Source organism: Bradyrhizobium sp. HKCCYLRH2060 (genome assembly GCF_051168135.1).
Classification (GTDB): Bacteria; Pseudomonadota; Alphaproteobacteria; order Rhizobiales; family Xanthobacteraceae; genus Bradyrhizobium.
Genome location: NZ_JBNPUK010000002.1, coordinates 442,461 through 463,228 on the forward strand (window position 1 = coordinate 442,461; position 20,768 = coordinate 463,228).

Genomic DNA, 20,768 nt, shown 5'->3' on the forward strand with positions numbered 1-20,768 from the left:
CGTGCGTCATTGCACAGCGCGGCCGGCGGAACGCAGGCCGTCGCATGATGTTGCCGATCGTGCCCGGCGCTTCCGCGACCGGATGATCCAGATCGATCTCAGCTCACGAGATCGGGCAGTCCGAGCATCAGCCGCATGTTCTGCACGGCCGCGCCCGATGCGCCCTTGCCGAGATTGTCGAGCCGCGCCACCAGCACCGCCTGATGATGCTTGTCGCTGGCGAAGACGTAGAGCTCGAGCTCGTTGGTCTCGTTCAGCGCCTCCGGCTCGAGCCGGCCGCTCTTGGCCGCCGCGCCGTCGAGCGGCATCACCGAGACGTATTGGCTGCCGGCATAGTGCTTCGCCAGGGCCGCCTGCAGGTCCGAGCCCGACGGCCTGCCCGGCAGGGTGTCGAGCTGCAGCGGCACGGAGACCAGCATGCCCTGCCGGTAGTTGCCGACCGAGGGAATGAAGATCGGCCGCCGGGTCAGCCGCGAATAGAGCTGCAATTCGGGCAGATGCTTGTGCTCGAGGCCGAGGCCGTACAGCTCGAAGCTCGGTGCGGTGCCGTTCTCGAAGGCCGCGATCATGGTCTTGCCGCCGCCGGAATAGCCGCTGACGGCATTCACCGTCACCGGATAGTCCTGCGGCAGCAGGCCGGCATCGACCAATGGCCGCAACAGCGCGATGCCACCGGTGGGATAGCAGCCGGGGTTGGAGACCTTGCGTGCATTGCGGATCTTGTCGGCCTGATCGGCGGCGAGCTCGGGAAAGCCATAGGCCCAGTCCGGCGCGACGCGATAGGCGGTCGACGCGTCCAGCACCTTCGGCGCAGAGCTGCCCATGCCGTCGATCAGCGCCACCGTCTCCTTGGCGGCGTCATCGGGCAGGCAAAGGATGACGAGATCGACCTCGGCCATCAGCGCCCGCTTGGCTGCCGGATCCTTGCGCTTGTCCTCGGCGATCGTCTTCACGACGATATCCGGCTGGTGCCGGAGCCGCTCGGCGATTCCCAGGCCGGTCGTGCCCGAGCCGCCGTCGACGAACACGGCGCGTGTCGCAGTCCCGGAGGTGATGTGAGCTTTCGGCAAATTGCTGTCGATCACGGTCATGGCACGCTCCTTAGGTCTGGGTTTCGCCGGCAAAGGCCTGGGGCCGCGCCTGCCGCATGAGAGACGATATCTGTTGCGAGCCGATGTCGGGCCGCTCGCCGAGCCGGGTCGCGACCGCCGCATAATCGGCTTCCGACTTATGCTGGTTGAGCTTGAAGCTGCCCTCGACCTCGTCGATCGTCATCACGATGCCGACGATCGCCTTGCGCATCGCCTCGAGCCGGCCAGCGCTCATCTTGCCCGAGGTCCACGGCGCCTTCGGCAACAGCCATTGCTCGAACTTGGCGCTGACCGCATCCACCTGCTCTGCAAGCTCCGCCTCCGACAGGATGCGCGCCGGACCGGTCAGATGCACCGCCTGATAGAGCCAGGTCGGCACCTGATCGGGCGAGACGTACCAGTCGGCCGACACATAGGAATCGGCGCCATTGACGGCGAGCAGCCACGGCGTCGCGCCGTCGGCGAGCTTCGCCAGCGGATTGCCGCGGGCGACGTGGAAGAACGCCTGCGGCGTGCCGTCGTTCAGCGCCCCCAGGTGAAACGGCACGGAGGACGCAATCGGCCTAGTGCCGTCCCACGCGCAGACCGTGCCGAAGCCGCGCGCCTCCGCAAAGCCGAGGCTCGCGGCGCGATCGGGCTTGAAGGGCGGTGGCGTGTACATCGGAAAACTCCTGCTGGACGAAGGAGCCGCCTGATCGATCGCGCTGCAAGGAGAAAGTTTGCCGCGGGACGGATCCGGCGGCAGGGGCTGTGATCTAGACGCAGATCATCGCCCGTACCGCGGAGGTACGACGGCGCATTTCGGCGATCATGTTGGTCGCTGCGTTGATCATGGGGGCAGGCCTATAGGGCCGCAGGGTTCCTGCGTCAAGCTCGCACGTCGGCCCGGCCCGTTCGGGGCTGGCGTCAGACCGCATGCCACAGCCATTCCATGGTGCGCCCGATGATGTCGCCGAACAACAGCAGCACCGCCGACCACACCAGCGCCGACACGAAGTTGGCGATCTGGAACACCATGTAGGGCATCTCGAAAATGCCCGCCGCCAGCGGCACCGACGCGCGCAACGGGCCGAAGAACCGGCCGATGAAGATGCTCGGCACGCCCCAATCGCGCACGAAGGCCTCGCCGCGCGGCAGCAGCTCCGGGTATCGCGACAGCGGCCACATCTGGGCGACGCGGTCCTTGTAGCGGTAGCCGAACCAGTAGGAGACCCAGTCGCCGAGCGCGGCGCCGATTCCACCGGCCAGCCATATCGGCCAGAAGCTGATCCCGGTGGCGCCGATCAGGGCGCCGATCGCGACCAGGGCGCCCCAGGCGGGAATCAGGAGCGAGACGAAGGCCAGGGACTCGCCAAAGGCAAGCAGCAGGACGATCGGAGCAGCCCAGGCCTGATGGTCGCGCACGAAGTCGGCAACCGCGCGGCCAAAATCTTCCATCTGCTCGACGCCTTTCTGCTCCGCGGCGCTTAAGTGCTTGAAGGCCTTCGCGGTTCCATGGCGCAGACTGGTACGCCACCGAACCCGCCCACTTCAAGTCACAACAACCGGCTGAACCGCGTGAACAGCGGCGATCCGGCGATCGGAACCGGCCAAAACGTGGCGGGCTGGTGAACGTCGTTGTTTCCCGGGGTCATTGTTTTATGCCGGTCCATGGCATAGTCAGGCCCAACGATTCGTTCCATCTTGCGCACACGCAACATCCAATTCCATGGGTAAACCGTTGAAATCAGCTGCAAAAGCCAAGGCCAAGGGCGTCACGGACCCGTTGGCGGCGTTCGCCGCCAAGGGCAAGGCTCCGGCCAAGCCAGCCGCCCGCGCAGGCAGCGCCGAGGGCGATTACACCGCCCGTGACATCGAGGTCCTCGAGGGCCTGGAGCCGGTGCGGCGCCGCCCCGGCATGTATATCGGCGGCACCGACGAAAAGGCGCTGCACCACCTGTTCGCCGAGGTCATCGACAACTCGATGGACGAGGCGCTGGCCGGCCACGCCACCTTCATCGAGGTCGAGCTCGATGCCGAAGGCTTCCTCACCGTGACCGACAACGGCCGCGGCATTCCGATCGATCCACATCCGAAGTTTCCCAAGAAGTCGGCGCTCGAGATCATCATGTGCACCCTGCACGCGGGCGGAAAGTTCGACTCCAAGGTCTACGAGACCTCGGGCGGTCTGCACGGCGTCGGCATCTCCGTGGTGAACGCGCTGTCGACCCGGCTCGAGGTCGAGGTCGCACGCAACCAGAAGCTCTACCGCATGATCTTCGAGCGCGGCCACCCGAAGGGCAAGCTCGAGGAGGTCGGCAAGGTCGCCAACCGGCGCGGCACACGGGTGCGTTTCCAGCCCGACCCGACCATCTTCGGCGCCAAGGCGACGTTCAAGCCGCAGCGCCTGTTCAAGATGGCGCGCTCGAAAGCCTATCTGTTCGGCGGCGTCGAGATCCGCTGGAAATGCGATCCGTCGCTGCTGAAGGGCATCGAGGACGTCCAGCCCGAGGCGACGTTCCACTTCCCCGGCGGCCTGAAGGACTATCTGGCCGCAGCGATCCATGCCGACACGCTGGTCCATCCGGATATCTTCGCCGGCAAGTCGGGCCGCACCGGCGGCCATGGCGGCTGCGAATGGGCGGTCGCCTGGACCGCTGATGCCGACGGCTTCCTGTCGTCCTACTGCAACACGATTCCGACGCCCGACGGCGGCACGCACGAATCCGGCATCCGCAGCGCGCTGCTGCGCGGCCTGAAGGACCACGCCGAGCGCGTCGGCCAAGGCAAGCGCTCGGCCAACATCACCTCCGAGGACATCATGGCGGGCGCCGCCATCATGCTCTCGGTGTTCGTGCGCGAGCCCGAATTCCAGGGCCAGACCAAGGATCGCCTCGCGACCGCCGAGGCCCAGCGCATCGTCGAGCAAGCCGTCAAGGATCCGTTCGATCACTGGCTGTCGGGCAATCCGGTGCAGGCCAACCGGCTGCTCGATTTCGTCATCGAGCGCGCCGAGGAGCGCATCCGCCGTCGCCAGGAGAAGGAGACGGCGCGCAAGACCGCGACCAAGAAGCTGCGCCTGCCGGGCAAGCTTGCCGATTGCACCGATGCCGGCACCGAGGGCTCCGAGCTGTTCATCGTCGAGGGCGATTCGGCCGGCGGCAGCGCCAAGCAGGCGCGCGACCGCAAGAAGCAGGCGGTGCTGCCGCTGCGCGGCAAGATCCTCAACGTGGCCTCCGCCGGCAAGGACAAGCTGACGGCGAATGCCCAGCTCGCCGATCTCGTGATGGCGATCGGCGCCGGCACCGGCACGTCGTATCGCGAAGAGGATCTGCGCTACCAGCGCATCATCATCATGACCGATGCCGACGTCGACGGCGCCCACATCGCCTCGCTGCTGATCACCTTCTTCTACCGGCAGATGCGACCGCTGATCGACGAGGGCCACCTCTACCTCGCCGTGCCGCCGCTCTACCGGCTGACCCATGGCAGCAAGACGTTCTACGCGCGCGACGATGCCCATCGGGACGAACTCCTGAAGCGCGAGTTCAATGCCAACGCCAAAGTCGAGATCGGCCGCTTCAAAGGTCTCGGCGAGATGATGCCGGCCCAGCTCAAGGAAACCACCATGGATCCGGCCAAGCGCACCCTGCTGCGCGTGGTTCTGCTGGCCGAGGATCGCGACGGCACCGCCGACTCGGTCGAGCGGCTGATGGGGACCAAGGCAGAGGCCCGCTTCGCCTTCATTTCGGAAAAGGCCGAATTCGCCAGCGACGAGCTGCTCGACGTCTAGCTTTTGACCCGATTTCACGCCTCGATTGCAGGTTCCATTCGCTCGCGCGAGCCTGCAATCACCTAGTTTGATCAGAGACTTACGGGGGCCGCGCGCATCCCGCAGCGCACTTTCCCCTCCGGTGTGCTCAACCTGCAACAGCTTTTGGGCACCAATCGGCTATAGTTCGGGCACATCTGGCGAGGGAATCGCCGCCGCAACCCGGCACCTGCGACACGACGATCTTGGGGAATTGAATATGAAAAAGCTTTTGCTTGCTGCCACTGCGCTGGTTGCGATCACGGGTGCCGCCTCGGCTGCTGATCTGGCGGCTCGCCCCTATGTGAAGGCTCCGATGATGCCGGTGGCGCCGAGCTGGACCGGTTTCTACATCTTCGGTGGCGCTGGCGGCGGCCTCTGGGATGCCGATTCGCACACCAACTTCAACGGCGTGCCGGTGACGATTGATCAGCGCGTCGGCGGCGACGGCTTCCTCGGCACGGTCGGCGCGGGCTATGACTGGCAGGTCAACCCGACCTGGGTTTTCGGCCTGTTCGCTGACGGCCAGTTCGGCAGCCTGCGCGGCACCCTGCAGGATCAGTTCGCTGCCCTGACCGGCCGCATCAAGATGGAAACCGCCTGGGCCGCGGGCGCCCGCGTCGGCTACTTGGTTGCGCCGAACGTGCTGTCCTACGTCAACGCCGGCTACTCCGGTTCGCACTGGTCGGGCACTGGCCTGACCACCCTCACGGGCGCGGCGTCCGGCTTCCACACCGACTCGTTCAACCGCAACGGCTGGTTCGTCGGTGGCGGCGTCGAGAACAACCTGAACATCTTCGGTATCTCGGCGCCGGGCTGGTTCATGAAGACCGAATATCGCGCCGCCTACTACGACCGCAAGGACATCGCGGTCCGTACCGACGTCGGCAACCTCGCGACGACCGACTCGGTCAGCTTCAAGCCGTGGGTGCAGACCATCAGCACCTCGCTGGTTTACCGCTTCAACTGGACCGGCCCGGCCGTCAAGTACTGAGCGGACCGCACGCGGTCTTTCGATTTTTCTGCGAAAAGCCCCGGTTGATCCGGGGCTTTTTGTTTTTGCCTCCGATATTGGCGGCTGGAGCCGCTGGTCATCTGCCGCAGCGGCCGCTAGCCTCCTCCTCATAAAACATCACAAAAAAGACGGCAGCAGCGTCTCCGATGCTGTGACGCGGTCGATGAGGGAGGAAGTGGCCATGCGGAGATTCCTGATGATCGGCGGCCTGCTTCTGCTCGCCGTCGGCCTGCTCTGGGTCGGCCAGGGCACCGGGGTGGTGGCATGGCCGCGGACGAGCTTCATGATCAACCAGCTGCAATGGGCCGGCTACGGCGTCGGCATGGGTGCACTCGGCCTGGTGATGATCTGGCAGGGCACCTGCTGACGTCTGACAACAACATGGAGACACGACATGGCGGGCCGCTTCGACCTGAGTGGCAAGGTTGCGATCGTGACAGGAGGCAACGGCGGAATCGGCCTGGGGATGGCGCGCGGGCTTGCCGATGCCGGCGCCGACATTGCCGTGGTCGGCCGCAACGAAGCCAAGTCACAGGCGGCGGTGGCTGATCTCGCCGGTCGCGGCGGCCGTGCCATCGCCGTCACAGCCGACGTCAGCGACAAGGACGACGTCGCCGCCATGGTCGCGCGCGTGGCCAGCGAGCTCGGTCGTATCGACATCCTCATCAACAATGCCGGCATGAGCATTCGCAAGCCGCCGCACGTGCTCGAGCTGGAGGAGTGGCAGCAGGTGATCGACACCAATCTCACCAGCGCGTTCCTGTGCTCGAAGGCCGCCTACCCGGCCCTCAAGGCGAGCGGCGGCGGCAAAATCATCAACATCGGCTCGATGCTGTCGATCTTCGGCGCCAGCTTCGCGCCGGCCTACGCGGCCAGCAAAGGCGGCATCGTGCAGTACACGCGCGCCTGTGCCTGCGCCTGGGCGCCCGACAACATCCAGGTCAACGCGATTCTGCCCGGCTGGATCGACACCGACCTGACGCGCGCGGCGCGTAGCCAGATCGACGGCCTGCACGACCGCGTGCTGGCGCGCACGCCCGCGGCACGGTGGGGCGACATCGACGACTTCGCCGGCATCGCGACGTTCCTGAGCTCGCCGGCCTCCGACTTCGTCACCGGTACCGCGATTCCCGTCGATGGTGGCTATTCGATCATGGCGTAGCCGACGCCTCAGCGTCGAAAGCTCTTGATCTCGGAGACGCTGCCGTCGCGATAGGTCAACTCCACCGAGACGAACTTCGTCGCCAGCGGCAGCTTCAAATAGGGCGTGGCGTTGGAGGGAATCGCAATGGGATCGCGCATGTCGCAGCCGGGCATGTTGAGGACCTTGTCCGGCACCGCCGTGTCGATGCCGATGCGGACCTCGCGGATGGCGCAGCGATACGACATCAGGTGCGTGTAGTAGACCAGGAGGCCGTTGAACTCGCGGAACGACAGCCAGCTCGTCGCGGTCATGTCGAGGATCTTGCGCTGGTCGTGCACCAGCGCGGCCTCCGGCTCGAAGCGGATCGGGAACGGTCCCTGCATCTCGCCGGATGCATCGACATAGCGGACCTGGATGGTGCCCGCGGGCGCATCCGCCGGCAGCTGGATCGAGGGATTGGGCATGCGCTTGCGCGTGCGCGGATCGAGCACGTCCATGAAGCCGGTCTCGCGAAACTCCCCCGCCTCGCCCATGCGCCAGGAAATGCCGAGCGTCGGATCGGCGATCGAGAACGTGACGGTCCAGCCGCCATTGTGGCGCGAGAACATCGCGATCGGTGCGTTCAGGCTCTCGTTCGCCGGCGGAATGCGCGGCGCGGAGACGGGAGGCAGCGCCGCAAGCTTCTGCTGCGGCTCGGCCGGCTTGTCGGCCGCAGCCGGCCCCTTCGCCATGCCGTTGAGAAAGACATCGTCGACCATCTGGTCGAAATAGACCGGGATCTGCTTGTGCCGCACGGTCTCGGCGAGTTCGCTGACCACGCGGCGGGTGCGCTGCGCGACCTGCACCAGATTGACGCCGGGCTGCGTCAGCTCCTTGGCGAAGGTGCGCGTGAACACCGAGTTCGGATTGGCGTCATCGTTGGAGAGACGGTCGAGCGCGGTCTGGCGTGGGCCGGCCGAGAACACCGAGAATACGCCTTCGGGCAACTGCGTCATCGGCGCCAGGCCGCCCCCGCCCGCCACCGCGCGCGTGCCCGAGCGCTCGAACGGATTGTTGCGGCAGGCATCGAACACCAGGATCGAGGTGCGCGCCTTCTTGTTCTGCAGCCGCTCGATGACGCGGTCCGCGAGGATCGAGGCGTCGCGCACCAGCTCTTCCTGGCCTTCGGTGGCCGCGGGCACGTCGGTCGGCAACAGGAAGTTCTGGCCCGCGATCTCGAAGCCATGACCGGCATAGAAGAAGAACGCGGTGTCGCCCGGCTCGACGGCGTTGTCGAACGCCAGCAGCGTCTGGCTGAACTGCTGGCGATTGAGATTCTCCGCGACCATGACGTTGAAGCCGAGCTGCTTCAGCGTGTCGCCCATCGTCCGCGCGTCGTTGACGGCCTTCTGCAGCTTCGGCACGAACCGGTAGTCGTTATTGCCGATCACGAGCGCGACGCGCTTCTCGGCATGCGCGGCCGGCGCCAGAACCACCGCCAGCATCGCCAGCCCGCACGCCAGCCACATCCGCATCGATCTCATCGTCCGTCCCTGCACTCATCGCGTGGGCTGCCGCCCTCGGATAGTCGACGGCACGCCGCCACCGGTTCATCCCCGGGGCACACGCGGCTGCTCCCCCTGCCGAACACACGCCGCAATTCCGTCGACAATTCGACCGGAGCGCTTTCCGCGACCGGCCGCCAGTGCTTCGGAGCACCCGAATGCGACAGCTCGACGACAGGTTGCCTGCAAATAATGCAAAAACATTAAGCTTTTTCGGTACTTCGCCCCCCTCTTCCATTGACTTTGCAGGATTCGCCCCTATCTTCCGCAGCAGCGCGGCCGGATCGCATCCGATTCCTGAGAAATTGACCGCGGGCCGGCGCTAGTCAGAAAACCCCCAGCTTCCTTAGAGCATGCCGTTTCGGGGTTGAGCGCGACCACAGCCTTTTACCCTCGATTCCTAACGGCGGCGTCGAATAGAGGCCCCGTCGCCTATCGGCGCGTGACATAGAGGCTCGATGTCTTTTTCCAATCTCGGCTTGTCCGACAAGGTGTTGGCTGCAGTTGCGGCCACCGGCTACACCAACCCGACCCCCATTCAGGAACAGGCGATTCCTCATGTGCTGGCGCGCCGCGACGTGCTCGGCATCGCCCAGACCGGTACCGGCAAGACCGCCGCTTTCGTCCTGCCGATGCTCACGATCCTCGAAAAGGGCCGCGCCCGCGCGCGAATGCCGCGCACCCTGATCCTGGAGCCGACCCGCGAGCTGGCGGCCCAGGTCAAAGAGAACTTCGATCGCTACGGCGCCGGACAGAAGCTCAATGTCGCCCTGCTGATCGGCGGCGTCTCCTTCGGCGACCAGGACGCCAAGCTGACCCGCGGGGTCGACGTGCTGATCGCCACGCCGGGCCGGCTGCTCGATCATACCGAGCGCGGCGGCCTTCTCCTCACTGGCGTCGAGTTGCTGGTCATCGACGAAGCCGACCGCATGCTCGACATGGGCTTCATTCCCGACATCGAACGCATCTGCAAGCTCGTTCCCTTCACCCGCCAGACCCTGTTCTTCACCGCGACCATGCCGCCGGAAATCCGGCGCATCACCGAAGCCTTCCTGCACAATCCGCAGAAGGTCGAGGTCTCCAAGCCGGCGACGACAGCCGTCACGGTGACCCAGTTGCAGGTGCCCTCGGGACGCGAGGCGCATCAGAAGCGCGAGGTGCTGCGCAGGCTGTTGCGGGACGCCAAGGATCTCAACAACGCGATCATCTTCTGCAACCGCAAGCGTGATGTCGCCATCGTTCACAAGTCGCTGCAGAAGCATGGCTTCAGCGTCGGCGCCCTGCACGGCGACATGGACCAGTCGGCCCGCACCGCCGCGCTCGATCAATTCCGCAAGGGCGAACTGCCATTGCTCGTCGCCTCCGACGTCGCCGCACGCGGCCTCGACATTCCCGAAGTCAGCCACGTCTTCAATTTCGACGTGCCGCATCATTCGGACGACTACGTTCACCGCATCGGCCGTACCGGCCGCGCCGGACGGACCGGCACTGCAATCTCGATCGTGGCTCCGGCCGACCAGAAGTCGATGGTCGCGATCGAGAAGCTGATCGGACAAGGCATTCCCACCATCGAAGGCGACTACGAGGTGCAGGAATCCTCGGGCGACGAGGACAGCCGTGAGCGGCGTCCGCGCGACGCCGCGCGTCGCGGCAGCCGCGGCAAGGCGCGGGAGCGCGATGCGGGATCGCGTGATCGTGATGCAGCTCCGCGCGAGCGCGATCGTGAGCCGCGGCCAGCAGCGCCGCGCGCCGCCCAGGCAGCTTCTCCCCGGCCTGCTGCGCCGAGCGCCCGCAAGGAACAACCGCGTAACGAACAGCCTCGCAATGAAGCGCGGCGGCCGCGGCGCGACCACGACAACGAGCCTGCCGATCATTCACATCTGCCGGCGTTCCTGCTTCGCCCGGTGCGGGCCCCGCTTCCCTGAGCGAGTACAAGATTCCGGGCTGCGCGACATGCGGCCGCCCGGACTGTCGCGTCCGCGATGATCAGTTGCTGCATTCGTCGTACTTGACTGGAGTCGACATCGCCGAGCCCTCGGCGAATGCGCGCGTGCGCGAATAGTTCCAGCTCGCGCCAGCAAGTTCCCGCAGCATCCTATGCAGCTCATTGAACATATGCGGTGCCGGTCCCAGATGAACGGCTCGTGCGCATATCCGGGACTCTACGGCCGTATTTACCCCTGGTTCACAAACGTCCTTTAGCTTGGCCGGCATTGTTTATTTCATTGCTGTGACGACGACGGCGACGCGGGCGATTGGGGGAGAACCTGTGGTGGTCAATGCGCTTGACGAACACGAACGCACGATAGGCTTCGCCGAAGTCGCGCTCAGCCAGATCAGAACGCTTCGCCATTCGGCCAATCCGCGCAACTACGAGATCTGGTACGTCTACGCGACGGGCTACAACGCACCGCTGAACGAGATCATCAACGAGACGCTGTCGCGCAACGGCAAGCTGTCGCAGTCCGATCTGGATCAGCTCTACGACTCCTACCTCGCGCATCTCAAGACCTCGGATCGCATCGACAAGGTCGGCGCGCGCGTGGTCGGCGAGATCGACGACCTGATGAACATGCTCAGCGATGCTCTCGGCAGGACGGCGAGCTACGATGCGACCCTCGCGGGCGCCGATCTGCGGCTTGCATCGGCCACCAGCCGCGAGCAACTGGTCGACATCATCGAGGCGCTAGCCCATTCGACCAAGCAGATGCGCGAAACCAACCGCATCCTCGAAGAGCGGCTGACGCTGTCGAAGGACGAGATCAGCGGGCTGCAACACAGCCTGGAGGTGATCCGGGCCGAGAGCCTGACCGATCCGCTCACAGGGCTCGGCAACCGCAAATATTTCGACCGGATGCTCGAGACGACGGTGCAGTCGGGGCTCGCGACCCAGCAGCCGCTGTCGCTGCTGATGTTCGACATCGACCATTTCAAGTCCTTCAACGACTCCTACGGACATCTCACCGGAGACCAGGTGCTGCGGCTCGTCGGGATGACCCTGAAGCATGCCATCAAGGGCCAGGACATCGCCGCGCGCTACGGCGGCGAGGAGTTCGCTGTCGTTCTGCCGAACACCACGCTGCAGCACGCACTGACAGTGGCCGATCACATCCGCCGCGCCGTCACGGCAAAGGAGCTGAAGAAGAAGTCGACCGGGGAGATCCTCGGACGTGTGACGATCTCGGTCGGCCTGTCCCTGCTGCGGGCCGGTGACGATACGGATACGCTGATCGAACGCGCCGACGCCTGCCTCTATGCCGCCAAGCGCAGCGGGCGCAACAAGGTTGTGTGCGAGAACGATCCCGAATATGCGGCAGCCACGCGCGGCCAGGTTGCCTGAGGGCCAGGTGGCCAGCCGAGCGTCGAGAGCATCAGCGCGTCCGCGATGATGCTGTGCGCGACGTCCGGCCCCGCACCGCCGTCGCGCTGCGAGCCTTGCGGCCGGCGGGCGCCGTTTCCGCGCCCTTGCCAACGCTCTTGGCAACGTTCTTGGCCACCTTCCCCGTCTTGACCGACTTGGTCTTTTTCGCTGCTGTCTTGGTCGCTCCGGACTTGCTCCGACCACGCGCCGGTACCGCCTCGCTGCGCGGCGCAGCCCGTTTCTTGCTGGTTCGCTTGCTCAAGGCGGCCCTCTGCGCCGCCGCAAACGCATCTCTCGCCCATGCCGCGAACTCATCGGTGTCGTCGAACAGATGCGCCGGCACCTGCCAATACGAGCGCACCGTCATGGTCCGCGCGCGCGTCTCGTAGGAGAACGGCTTGGATCCGGCCTCCTCGAACCTGGCAAAGCTGGCCTCATCGGCGCGCAGGTAGAGACCGCTGCGCAGCGCGAGCGCAAAGTTGATGCCGTCGGCAGAGATGCCGAAGCCGGAGAACATCCGCCGGATCGTGACCGGACCGAAGCCGGCGAACAGATCGGTCAGGAATTCGCGGTCCATCGCACCAGCTCCCGCCAACACCCAGTTGCTCGCCTGGAGTTTTCGGTCGGGAGGGGGGCGTGTGTCAATGTCCGGAACGCGACAGGGTCCGGTGCCGTCCCGGCGGAAAGCCGACGATCAGACCTCGGCCGGCTTGAGCTGAACCGACTCGCCGCAGCCGCAGGCGCTGATCTGGTTCGGGTTGTTGAACACGAATTGCGCCTGCATCTTGTCGGCCTGATAGTCCATCTCGGTCCCGAGCAGAAACAGCACGGCCTTGGGATCGACCAGGATCTTCACGCCCTTGTCCTCGACCACCTCGTCGGTCGGCCGGATATCGTGGGCATATTCGACCGTGTAGGACTGTCCGGCGCAGCCACCGTTCTTGACCCCGACGCGCAATCCGATGATCTCGGATTCCGCGCGTGCGGTCAGTTCGCGGATGCGCGTGGCCGCGGCATCGGTCAGCCGCATGACCTGCGGACGGGGCCGCGGCTTCGGCTTGCTGGCGACTGGCGTGTTGGTCATATCGGTCATCTGGTCAATCCCGGCGTTCGATCAATCCCGACCGCCATTCAAACGTCGTGCCTCACCACATGTTGAGGACGAGGCGCGCCTCGTCGCTCATCCGGTCCGGCGTCCATTGCGGCTCCCAGACAATGCTCACATTCACTACGCCGACGCCCGGGACGCTGGCGATCGCGTTCTCCACCATGGTCGGCAACTCGCCGGCCGCCGGACAGTTCGGCGTCGTCAAGGTCATCATCACGTCGACGCTGCGGTCGTCCTTGATGTCGACCTTGTAGATCAGGCCGAGCTCATAGATGTCGGCCGGGATCTCCGGGTCGAACACCGTCTTCAGCGCCGCGATGATCTCGGTGGAAAGCCGCTCGGTCTCCTCCGGCGGCAGCGCCGAATGGGTTTCGACAGTCTGAGTTTTGACGTCGGCCGTGTCGGTCATGCAAACAATTCCCGCGCCTTGATCAATGCCTGTGCAAGCTGATCGACCTCTTCCCTCGTATTGTACATGCCAAACGAGGCCCTGCAGGTCGCCGTGACGTTGAATCTCTCCAAAAGCGGCATCACGCAGTGCGTGCCCGCACGCACCGCGACGCCCTGGCGGTCGATCACGGTCGCGATGTCATGAGCATGCGCCCCCTTCATCTCGAACGAGATCACCGGCCCCTTGCCCTTGGCGGTGCCGATCAGCCGCAGCGAGTTGATCTCGCGCAGCCGATCCTGGGCATAGGTGAGCAGGTCGTGCTCATGCGCGGCGATGCGCTCCTTGCCGACCGAGTTGACGTAATCGATCGCGGCGCCCAGCCCGACCGCCTCGACGATCATCGGGGTGCCCGCCTCGAACTTGTGCGGCGGATCGCCATAGGTGACCCAGTCGCGCGCAACCTCGCGGATCATCTCGCCGCCGCCATTGTAGGGGCGCATGGCAACGAGGTGGTCGTATTTGGCGTAGAGCACGCCGATCCCGGTCGGCCCGTACAGCTTGTGGCCGGTGAAGACGTAGAAGTCGCAGTCGATGTCCTGGACGTCGATGGCGAGATGCACGGCGGCCTGGCTGCCGTCGACCAGCACCGGGATGCCGCGCGCATGCGCAATCCGAACGACCTCCTTCACCGGCACGAGCGTGCCCAGCATGTTCGACATCTGCGTGATCGCGACCAGCTTGGTCCTGGGCGTCAGCAGCTTCTCGAACTCGTCGATCAGGAAGTTGCCCTCATCGTCGACCGGGGCCCACTTGATCACCGCGCCCTGCCGCTCCCTGAGGAAATGCCAGGGGACGATGTTGGAATGGTGCTCCATGATCGAGAGCACGATCTCGTCGCCCTCGCCGATGTTCGGCCCGCCCCACGACGACGCGACCAGATTGATCGCCTCGGTCGCGTTGCGGGTGAAGATGATCTCCTCGCTGCGGCGCGCATTGAGGAAGCGCGTGACCCGCTCCCGGCCGCCCTCATAAGCTTCCGTGGCGGCATTGGCGAGATAATGCAGGCCGCGATGCACGTTGGCATATTCGCTGGTATAGGCCTGCGTCATGCGGTCGAGCACCGCGCGCGGCTTCTGTGCCGAGGCGGCATTGTCGAGATAGACGAGCTTCTTGCCGTAGACCTGCAGCGCCAGCGCCGGAAAGTCCTCGCGGATGCGGGCGACGTCGTAGGATCCGTTGGAGACGGCGGGATGCGTGCTCATGCGCGCGCCTCCATCCAGTCCTGGGCGGCCGCGATGACGCGCTCGCGCAAGGAATCGTCCTCGATCGCCTCGATGGCTTCGCCGACGAAGGCCTGGATCAGCAGCGCCTGGGCCTGCTTCTCCGGCAGGCCGCGGGCCTGCAGATAGAACAACAGGCTGTCGTCGAGCGCGCCGGCGGTGGCGCCATGGCCGCAGGAGACGTCGTCGGCGAAGATCTCGAGTTCGGGCTTGCTGTCGGCCTCGGCCTCGTCGGACAACAGCAGCGCCCGCGTCATCATCTTGCCGTCGGTCTGCTGCGCGTCGGGGCGGACGATGATGCGGCCCTGGAACACCGAATGGGCGCGATCGTCGAGCACCGCGCGAAAGTTCTCGCGGCTGGTGCAGCCGGGCACCGCGTGATCGACCACCAGCGTCAGGTCGCCATGCTGCTTGTCGCGCAGCAGGTTGACGCCGTTGATGATCAGCTCGCTGCCTTCGCCCTTGAGAGTGATGAAGCCCTGCAGACGACTGACGGCGCCGCCGGTCGTCATGTTGAAGAGATTGAGTTTCGACCGCGCACCGACCTCGTACTTGGCGGACGTGATGTTAACGGCATCCCTGGCATCGCGCATCAGGCGAATGGTGGACAGCGCAGCGTCGTCACCGACGGAGACGACCACGGCGTCATTGGCCTGATAGCCCGAGGCGCCATCGGCAGCGATCGCGCTTTCGATCAAGGTGGCCTGCGCGCCGTTCCCCACCGAAAGATGCGAGCGACTGGCACGCGATGCCTGCGATGCCGTCGCGATGTGAATGATCTGCAGCGGATGCGAGAGCTTTGCACCATCCGCCACGGAGATCAGGACTCCGTCGGTCGCGAGCGCACCGTTCAACAGGACCATCGCATCGTTGACGGTCGTCTCCAGCAGCCGCTCGCTGCCGGCGCTCTGCAGCGCCTCGCGCAGCGTGTGAACCTTGACACCATCTTCGGAGGCCGAGATGTCCGAGAGCTCCGCCACGAACACGCCGTCGACCAGCACCAGCTTCCGAGCACCGTCGACGGCAACAGAAGCCAGCACGGTTTTTGCCCGCGCCAGCGCCGCCGCGTCCGGCGCGCCTGCCAGCGGCAGCACCTCGCGCATCAGCGCACGCAGATCGGTGTACTTCCATTCCTCGATACGACGGTGCGGCAGGCCGGTGCGCTCGAAGGCCGAGAAGGCTTCGCGCCGGATATCGACCACCTTGCCGGTGCCGGGCAGACGGCCCAGAGCGGCAGAGAGCAAGCTGCTCGCCGCCGGACCGCTGTCGTTCTTGACCAAAGCTACGTTCATCACAGATCCATTCGCGAGCTCAGGCCGCGTCTTCGAACTGGGCGTAGCCGGACGCCTCCAGCTCGAGCGCGAGCTCCTTGCCGCCGCTCTTCACGACGCGCCCCTTCGACATCACATGAACGACGTCGGGGACGATGTAGTTCAGGAGGCGCTGATAGTGGGTGATCACGATCATCGAGCGATCGGCTGCGCGCAGCGCGTTGACGCCGTCGGCGGCGATGCGCAGCGCGTCGATGTCGAGGCCGGAATCCATCTCGTCGAGGATGCAGAGCGACGGCTGGAACAGCGCCATCTGCAGCACCTCGTTGCGCTTCTTCTCGCCGCCGGAAAAGCCGACATTGACGCCGCGCTTGAGCATGTCCTGCGGAATGCTGAGCGATTTCGAGATCTCGCGCACCTTCCTGAGGAAGTCCGGCGTCGAATACTCCTCCTCGCCGCGCGCCTTGCGCTGCGCGTTCAGCGCTGTCCGCAGGAAGGTCATGGTCGCGACGCCGGGGATCTCCACCGGGTACTGGAACGCCAGGAACACGCCCTTGGCGGCACGCTCGTCCGGTGCCATGGCGAGCAGATCCTCGCCCTTGAACAGGATCTCGCCGCCGGTCACCTCATAGCCCGGCTTGCCGGCGATGACGTGGGACAGCGTCGACTTGCCGGAGCCGTTCGGCCCCATGATCGCATGCACCTTGCCGGCGTCGATCGACAGCGTCAGGCCGTGGAGAATCTCGCGCTCCTCGACGCGGACCTGCAGGTTGTTGATTTCGAGTAGTGCCATGATCTGTTTCCGCTCAACACTTGCCCTGGCGCCACCGATCCATCGGGCCCAAAGGACGTATGATATCGATATCAGCACGAGCGGGCCGCGCCGCGGCCCCGCTGCAATATGGCCTTAGCCGACCGAGCCTTCGAGGCTGATCGAGATCAGCTTCTGGGCCTCGACCGCGAACTCCATCGGCAGCTGCTGCAGCACGTCCTTGACGAAACCGTTGACGACGAGCCCGACCGCCTCCTCCTGCGAAAGACCGCGCTGGATGCAGTAGAACAGCACATCCTCGGAGATCTTCGACGTCGTGGCTTCGTGCTCGAAGGTGGCCGAGGAGTTCTTGGCCTCGATGTAGGGCACGGTGTGCGCGCCGCATTTGTCGCCGATCAGCAGCGAATCGCAGGCGGTGAAGTTGCGCGCGCCGGTCGCTTTCCGGTGTGCCGTCACGAGGCCGCGATAGGTGTTCTGCGAGCGGCCCGCGGCAATGCCCTTGGAGATGATCCGGCTCGTCGTGTTCTTGCCGAGATGGATCATCTTGGTGCCCGAGTCGACCTGCTGGAAGCCATTCGAGATCGCGATCGAGTAGAACTCGCCACGCGAATTATCGCCGCGCAGGATGCAGCTCGGATACTTCCAGGTGATCGCAGATCCCGTCTCGACCTGGGTCCAGGAGATCTTGGAGTTGGCGCCGCGGCAGTCGCCACGCTTGGTGACGAAATTGTAGATGCCGCCCTTGCCTTCCGAATTGCCCGGATACCAGTTCTGCACCGTCGAGTACTTGATCTCGGCATCATCCAGCGCGACCAGCTCGACCACCGCCGCGTGCAACTGGTTCTCGTCGCGCTGCGGCGCGGTGCAGCCCTCGAGATAGGACACGTAGGCGCCCTTGTCGGCGATGATCAGCGTGCGCTCGAACTGGCCGGTGTTGCGCTCGTTGATGCGGAAATAGGTCGACAGCTCCATCGGGCAGCGCACGCCCGGCGGGATATAGACGAACGAGCCGTCGGAGAAGACGGCCGAGTTCAAGGTCGCGTAGAAATTGTCGGAGGTCGGCACCACGCTGCCGAGATATTTCTGCACCAGCTCGGGATGCTCGCGGATCGCTTCCGAGATCGGCATGAAGATCACGCCCGCCTTCTTCAGCTCCTCCTTGAACGTCGTCGCCACCGACACCGAATCGAACACGGCGTCGACCGCGATCTTGCGGCTCTCGGGGCTGCCAGCGCCGGGCACCGGCTCGACGCCCTCGAGGATCGCGACCTCGCGGAGCGGAATGCCGAGCTTCTCGTAGGTCTTCAGAATCTCCGGGTCGATCTCGTCGATCGAGGAGAGCTGCTTCTTCGGCTTGGGCGCGGCGTAATAATACAGATCCTGGAAGTCGATCTTGGGGTAGTCGACGCGCGCCCAGGTCGGCTCCTGCATGGTCAACCAGCGGCGATACGCCTCCAGCCGCCATTCGAGCATCCAGGCGGGCTCGTTCTTCTTGCCCGAGATGAAGCGGATCGTGTCTTCGGAAAGCCCCTTGGGAGCCTTCTCGGATTCGATGAGTGTCTCGAACCCATAACGATATTGGTCGACGTCGATCCGCCTGACGCGGTCGACCGTCTCTTGTACGGCTGGCATTCCATCCTCCGCTCGCGGTTTCAAGGACCGCGGTGGACACGTTCTGGAACCGTCTTACGACGTTTCGCGGACGAAATCACGCCCTTAGAATCGCTCAAGCACGGTTTCGTCGCCACCTTTAAGTAGGGTCAATGACAGCTTTCGCCAAGCCTGCAGGCACCGGTCGACATCCGCCTCGGTCGTGGACCAGCCCAGACTGAGGCGCACCGCTCCCTGCGCCGCCGCGGAACCAACGCCCATGGCCTCCAGGACGTGCGACGGCTGGACCTTGCCAGACGAGCAGGCCGAGCCGGAAGACACCGCGATCCCTTCAAGATCGAACCCGATCACGGCCGTCTCGGCCTTGAGCCCCGGCGCCGTGAACAGCGTCGTATTCGGAAGCCGCGCCGCTTCGGAGGAAAATACCGTCACGCCGGCGGTCTGACGAAGGCCCGTTTCCAGCCGGTCGCGCAGCGCCGTGATCCGGGGCAGGTCGACCTCGAGCTCAGCCAGGGCAGCGCCGGCTGCGGCGCCAAATCCGGCAATTCCGGCCATGTTTTCGGTTCCAGCCCGGCGACCGCGCTCCTGGCCGCCACCGCGGAGAACCGGAATCGGCTCCTCCACGCCGGCGCCCAGAACCAGCGCGCCGACGCCCTTCGGTCCGCCGATCTTGTGCGCAGAGATGGTCACAAGGTCCGCGCCCATCTGTTTGATATCGAGGGGTATTTTCCCAAATGCCTGGACCGCGTCGACATGCAGCAGGCCGCCCGCCTGGTGCACGATCTCAGCAACTTTCGAAACCGGTTGAAGCACCCCGGTCTCGTTGTTGGCGGCCATCACCGACACCAGCGCCAGCGGTCCCCCGGCCAGCAGGGCTTCCAGGCGGCCGGGATCGACCACGCCCGAGGCATCGACCGGGATCGTCTGCACCGCCGATGGCGCGAACCGGCCGCCGGCCAGCACCGAGGCATGCTCGACCGCCGACACCAGCAGCCGCTCGACCGGGCCGGCCGGCGCCCGCAGACCTGGGCTCAAAGCGAGCACATTGGCCTCGGTTCCGCCGGAGGTGAACACGACGCGGCGCGCGACGGCGCCGAGCCCGCGGGCGATGACCTCGCGGGCCTCCTCCATCAGCCGCCGCGCCTTGCGGCCTTCGGCATGAACCGACGAGGGATTGCCGACCAGGTCCATGGCGGCGATCACCGCCGCGCGCGCTTGCGGTCGAAGCGGCGTCGTCGCGTTCCAGTCGAGATAGATCCTGTCGGCCATCGGTCCGTTCATATCAACTCGGGCCACGAACGACCATGGCTCGTCGGCACCATGATGATGCGCGACGGCCAGCGTGGTATCGTCGGGCGCGAGATTGAGATAGCGGGTCCGGTGCCATGAACAAGCTTGTCGGCTCGATGCTGCGTCCGAATGATCGGACCTTCTACGTGACCATGGCCGGGCTCTCGCTCGGCATCGGCGTCGTCAACGCCCTTTCCGCCGCCCACGATGCCGTCAGGCGGGGAGCCGCCGATGATCTGGAAAAGCAGCTGCTGTGGGAGATGACGAGCATCATCGTCATCATCCTGCTGGCGCCGCTGCTGGTCGTCACCGTTCGATTGATCCGGCGGGGCCCGGCCGCCCCTGTCCGTCTCATCGCGCTCGCCGTTGCCGCCGTCATCGTCTTCTCCCTGCTCCACATCACCGGCATGGTGATGCTGCGCAAGCTGCTGATGTGGGGCGCTGGCGGCGCCTACGACTTCCAGTTCTCGCTCGCCACCATCGTGTACGAGTTCCGCAAGGACGTCATGACGGCGCTGCTCATCGGTGCCACGCTCTGGCTATATGACGGCTATCGCGCGAGCGCCCTCCAAGAGCCGACACGGCGATCCGAGCCTCCTGCCCCTGCCACGCTCTGGCTGCGCGACGGCGCGAGCCGCATCCGCGTCGCGCCGGCCGACATCCTGTGGGTCGCTGCGGCCGGCAACTACGTCGAATACGCTATGGCCGACGGCAGGCGACATCTGATCCGCGGTACCTTGTCGGCCGCCGAGGCCGAACTCGCCCGCTTCGCGCTGGTGCGCATCCACCGCGGCCGGCTGGTCAACATGACCAGGGTCACCGCGCTTTCGGTTCTGCCATCAGGCGAGTTCGACCTGACCTTCGACGGCGGCCAATCCGTCCAGGGCAGCCGCCGCTATCGCAGCGCGGTTGCGCCATTGGAGCAGACGGTGGTGGCGGCGCGCTGAAGCGGCCGCGGCTGCCGACGAAAACGCCTGTATTTTCATCGAATTGCAGGCGCATTCGGGGCACGCTCCGCGGCCGCCTCGGCCCGCAGCCGCTTCGATGGCACGCTCGGCATCCCTGCTGCCGCCGCCTTGCCGGGCGTTGAAAATCCTTGC

The 20,768-nt window shown here is 65.5% G+C and carries 19 protein-coding genes; 7 read left to right on the forward strand and 12 right to left on the reverse strand.

The genetic code is table 11. The features are described from left to right. Positions 1-98: 98 nt before the first annotated feature. The 3 genes from argC to ACQR10_RS05870 all read right to left on the reverse strand — a co-directional run bounded on the left by argC (position 99) and on the right by ACQR10_RS05870 (position 2,528). Entirely contained in the window at positions 99-1,091 is a 993-nt protein-coding gene (argC, locus tag ACQR10_RS05860) for an N-acetyl-gamma-glutamyl-phosphate reductase (protein WP_316215736.1), read from the reverse strand. A 10-nt stretch (positions 1,092-1,101) separates the two neighbouring features. Then, on the reverse strand, positions 1,102-1,752 hold the full coding sequence (locus ACQR10_RS05865; protein WP_434911887.1) for an FMN-binding negative transcriptional regulator: 651 nt from the start codon (positions 1,750-1,752) through the stop codon (positions 1,102-1,104). Between the two features lie 245 nt (positions 1,753-1,997). Then, complete coding sequence (locus ACQR10_RS05870; RefSeq protein WP_315800121.1) at positions 1,998-2,528, reverse strand: DedA family protein; 531 nt, start codon at positions 2,526-2,528, stop codon at positions 1,998-2,000. Positions 2,529-2,799: 271 nt separating this feature from the next. Between ACQR10_RS05870 and parE the strand changes: the two genes are divergently transcribed. The 4 genes from parE to ACQR10_RS05890 all read left to right on the forward strand — a co-directional run bounded on the left by parE (position 2,800) and on the right by ACQR10_RS05890 (position 7,058). Then, positions 2,800-4,863 (forward strand): DNA topoisomerase IV subunit B, encoded by a 2,064-nt coding sequence (parE, locus tag ACQR10_RS05875; protein WP_316178910.1) that lies wholly within the window; start codon positions 2,800-2,802, stop codon positions 4,861-4,863. 238 nt (positions 4,864-5,101) lie between these two features. Beyond that, the gene (locus ACQR10_RS05880; RefSeq protein ID WP_315800123.1) at positions 5,102-5,875 is read left to right on the forward strand and encodes an outer membrane protein; all 774 of its coding nucleotides are present in this window, start codon (positions 5,102-5,104) and stop codon (positions 5,873-5,875) included. Between the two features lie 202 nt (positions 5,876-6,077). Continuing rightward, the gene (locus tag ACQR10_RS05885) at positions 6,078-6,263 is read left to right on the forward strand and encodes a hypothetical protein (protein ID WP_009027935.1); all 186 of its coding nucleotides are present in this window, start codon (positions 6,078-6,080) and stop codon (positions 6,261-6,263) included. Between the two features lie 27 nt (positions 6,264-6,290). Then, positions 6,291-7,058: an SDR family NAD(P)-dependent oxidoreductase gene (locus ACQR10_RS05890; protein WP_315800124.1), complete on the forward strand. Its 768-nt coding sequence runs from the start codon at positions 6,291-6,293 to the stop codon at positions 7,056-7,058. An 8-nt stretch (positions 7,059-7,066) separates the two neighbouring features. Here ACQR10_RS05890 and ACQR10_RS05895 read toward each other — a convergent pair whose 3' ends face one another. Continuing rightward, positions 7,067-8,563, reverse strand: coding sequence for a caspase family protein (locus ACQR10_RS05895; RefSeq protein ID WP_410051934.1), 1,497 nt, complete (start codon positions 8,561-8,563; stop codon positions 7,067-7,069). A 479-nt stretch (positions 8,564-9,042) separates the two neighbouring features. Here ACQR10_RS05895 and ACQR10_RS05900 point away from each other — a divergent pair, with 479 nt between their 5' ends. Next, positions 9,043-10,509: a DEAD/DEAH box helicase gene (locus tag ACQR10_RS05900; protein WP_315800126.1), complete on the forward strand. Its 1,467-nt coding sequence runs from the start codon at positions 9,043-9,045 to the stop codon at positions 10,507-10,509. Between the two features lie 347 nt (positions 10,510-10,856). Beyond that, on the forward strand, positions 10,857-11,924 hold the full coding sequence (locus ACQR10_RS05905; RefSeq protein WP_316215732.1) for a GGDEF domain-containing protein: 1,068 nt from the start codon (positions 10,857-10,859) through the stop codon (positions 11,922-11,924). A gap of 31 nt (positions 11,925-11,955) precedes the next feature. Here ACQR10_RS05905 and ACQR10_RS05910 read toward each other — a convergent pair whose 3' ends face one another. The 8 genes from ACQR10_RS05910 to ACQR10_RS05945 form a co-directional block, all read right to left on the reverse strand. After that, entirely contained in the window at positions 11,956-12,522 is a 567-nt protein-coding gene (locus ACQR10_RS05910) for a TfoX/Sxy family protein (RefSeq protein WP_315800128.1), read from the reverse strand. Positions 12,523-12,639: 117 nt separating this feature from the next. After that, complete coding sequence (locus ACQR10_RS05915) at positions 12,640-13,029, reverse strand: HesB/IscA family protein (protein ID WP_257170803.1); 390 nt, start codon at positions 13,027-13,029, stop codon at positions 12,640-12,642. 61 nt (positions 13,030-13,090) lie between these two features. After that, the gene (locus ACQR10_RS05920; protein ID WP_315800129.1) at positions 13,091-13,462 is read right to left on the reverse strand and encodes an SUF system Fe-S cluster assembly protein; all 372 of its coding nucleotides are present in this window, start codon (positions 13,460-13,462) and stop codon (positions 13,091-13,093) included. Next, the gene (locus ACQR10_RS05925) at positions 13,459-14,706 is read right to left on the reverse strand and encodes a cysteine desulfurase (RefSeq protein ID WP_315800130.1); all 1,248 of its coding nucleotides are present in this window, start codon (positions 14,704-14,706) and stop codon (positions 13,459-13,461) included. Before ACQR10_RS05925 ends, ACQR10_RS05920 begins: the two co-directional genes overlap by 4 nt. Continuing rightward, on the reverse strand, positions 14,703-16,016 hold the full coding sequence (sufD, locus tag ACQR10_RS05930) for a Fe-S cluster assembly protein SufD (protein ID WP_315800131.1): 1,314 nt from the start codon (positions 16,014-16,016) through the stop codon (positions 14,703-14,705). Before sufD ends, ACQR10_RS05925 begins: the two co-directional genes overlap by 4 nt. 19 nt (positions 16,017-16,035) lie before the next feature. After that, on the reverse strand, positions 16,036-16,788 hold the full coding sequence (sufC, locus tag ACQR10_RS05935; protein ID WP_315800132.1) for a Fe-S cluster assembly ATPase SufC: 753 nt from the start codon (positions 16,786-16,788) through the stop codon (positions 16,036-16,038). 114 nt (positions 16,789-16,902) lie between these two features. After that, complete coding sequence (sufB, locus tag ACQR10_RS05940) at positions 16,903-18,399, reverse strand: Fe-S cluster assembly protein SufB (RefSeq protein WP_316215729.1); 1,497 nt, start codon at positions 18,397-18,399, stop codon at positions 16,903-16,905. Between the two features lie 84 nt (positions 18,400-18,483). After that, positions 18,484-19,647, reverse strand: a complete 1,164-nt coding sequence (locus ACQR10_RS05945; RefSeq protein ID WP_434911888.1) for a cysteine desulfurase family protein — start codon at positions 19,645-19,647, stop codon at positions 18,484-18,486. A 116-nt stretch (positions 19,648-19,763) separates the two neighbouring features. Here ACQR10_RS05945 and ACQR10_RS05950 point away from each other — a divergent pair, with 116 nt between their 5' ends. Continuing rightward, the gene (locus tag ACQR10_RS05950) at positions 19,764-20,615 is read left to right on the forward strand and encodes a LytTR family DNA-binding domain-containing protein (protein WP_434911889.1); all 852 of its coding nucleotides are present in this window, start codon (positions 19,764-19,766) and stop codon (positions 20,613-20,615) included. Positions 20,616-20,768: the final 153 nt, after the last annotated feature.

What these genes read in the sequence shown, in the direction of transcription:
- ACQR10_RS05950 (WP_434911889.1), top strand. Translation starts at nt 19,764, where the DNA reads ATGAACAAGCTTGTCGGCTCGATGCTGCGTCCGAATGATCGGACCTTC.
- ACQR10_RS05910 (WP_315800128.1), bottom strand. Translation starts at nt 12,522, where the DNA reads ATGGACCGCGAATTCCTGACCGATCTGTTCGCCGGCTTCGGTCCGGTC.
- ACQR10_RS05915 (WP_257170803.1), bottom strand. Translation starts at nt 13,029, where the DNA reads ATGACCAACACGCCAGTCGCCAGCAAGCCGAAGCCGCGGCCCCGTCCG.
- ACQR10_RS05925 (WP_315800130.1), bottom strand. Translation starts at nt 14,706, where the DNA reads ATGAGCACGCATCCCGCCGTCTCCAACGGATCCTACGACGTCGCCCGC.
- parE (WP_316178910.1), top strand. Translation starts at nt 2,800, where the DNA reads ATGGGTAAACCGTTGAAATCAGCTGCAAAAGCCAAGGCCAAGGGCGTC.
- ACQR10_RS05945 (WP_434911888.1), bottom strand. Translation starts at nt 19,647, where the DNA reads ATGGCCGACAGGATCTATCTCGACTGGAACGCGACGACGCCGCTTCGA.
- sufD (WP_315800131.1), bottom strand. Translation starts at nt 16,016, where the DNA reads ATGAACGTAGCTTTGGTCAAGAACGACAGCGGTCCGGCGGCGAGCAGC.
- sufB (WP_316215729.1), bottom strand. Translation starts at nt 18,399, where the DNA reads ATGCCAGCCGTACAAGAGACGGTCGACCGCGTCAGGCGGATCGACGTC.
- ACQR10_RS05920 (WP_315800129.1), bottom strand. Translation starts at nt 13,462, where the DNA reads ATGACCGACACGGCCGACGTCAAAACTCAGACTGTCGAAACCCATTCG.
- ACQR10_RS05870 (WP_315800121.1), bottom strand. Translation starts at nt 2,528, where the DNA reads ATGGAAGATTTTGGCCGCGCGGTTGCCGACTTCGTGCGCGACCATCAG.
- argC (WP_316215736.1), bottom strand. Translation starts at nt 1,091, where the DNA reads ATGACCGTGATCGACAGCAATTTGCCGAAAGCTCACATCACCTCCGGG.
- ACQR10_RS05890 (WP_315800124.1), top strand. Translation starts at nt 6,291, where the DNA reads ATGGCGGGCCGCTTCGACCTGAGTGGCAAGGTTGCGATCGTGACAGGA.
- ACQR10_RS05900 (WP_315800126.1), top strand. Translation starts at nt 9,043, where the DNA reads ATGTCTTTTTCCAATCTCGGCTTGTCCGACAAGGTGTTGGCTGCAGTT.
- ACQR10_RS05880 (WP_315800123.1), top strand. Translation starts at nt 5,102, where the DNA reads ATGAAAAAGCTTTTGCTTGCTGCCACTGCGCTGGTTGCGATCACGGGT.
- ACQR10_RS05895 (WP_410051934.1), bottom strand. Translation starts at nt 8,563, where the DNA reads ATGAGATCGATGCGGATGTGGCTGGCGTGCGGGCTGGCGATGCTGGCG.
- sufC (WP_315800132.1), bottom strand. Translation starts at nt 16,788, where the DNA reads ATGGCACTACTCGAAATCAACAACCTGCAGGTCCGCGTCGAGGAGCGC.
- ACQR10_RS05865 (WP_434911887.1), bottom strand. Translation starts at nt 1,752, where the DNA reads ATGTACACGCCACCGCCCTTCAAGCCCGATCGCGCCGCGAGCCTCGGC.
- ACQR10_RS05885 (WP_009027935.1), top strand. Translation starts at nt 6,078, where the DNA reads ATGCGGAGATTCCTGATGATCGGCGGCCTGCTTCTGCTCGCCGTCGGC.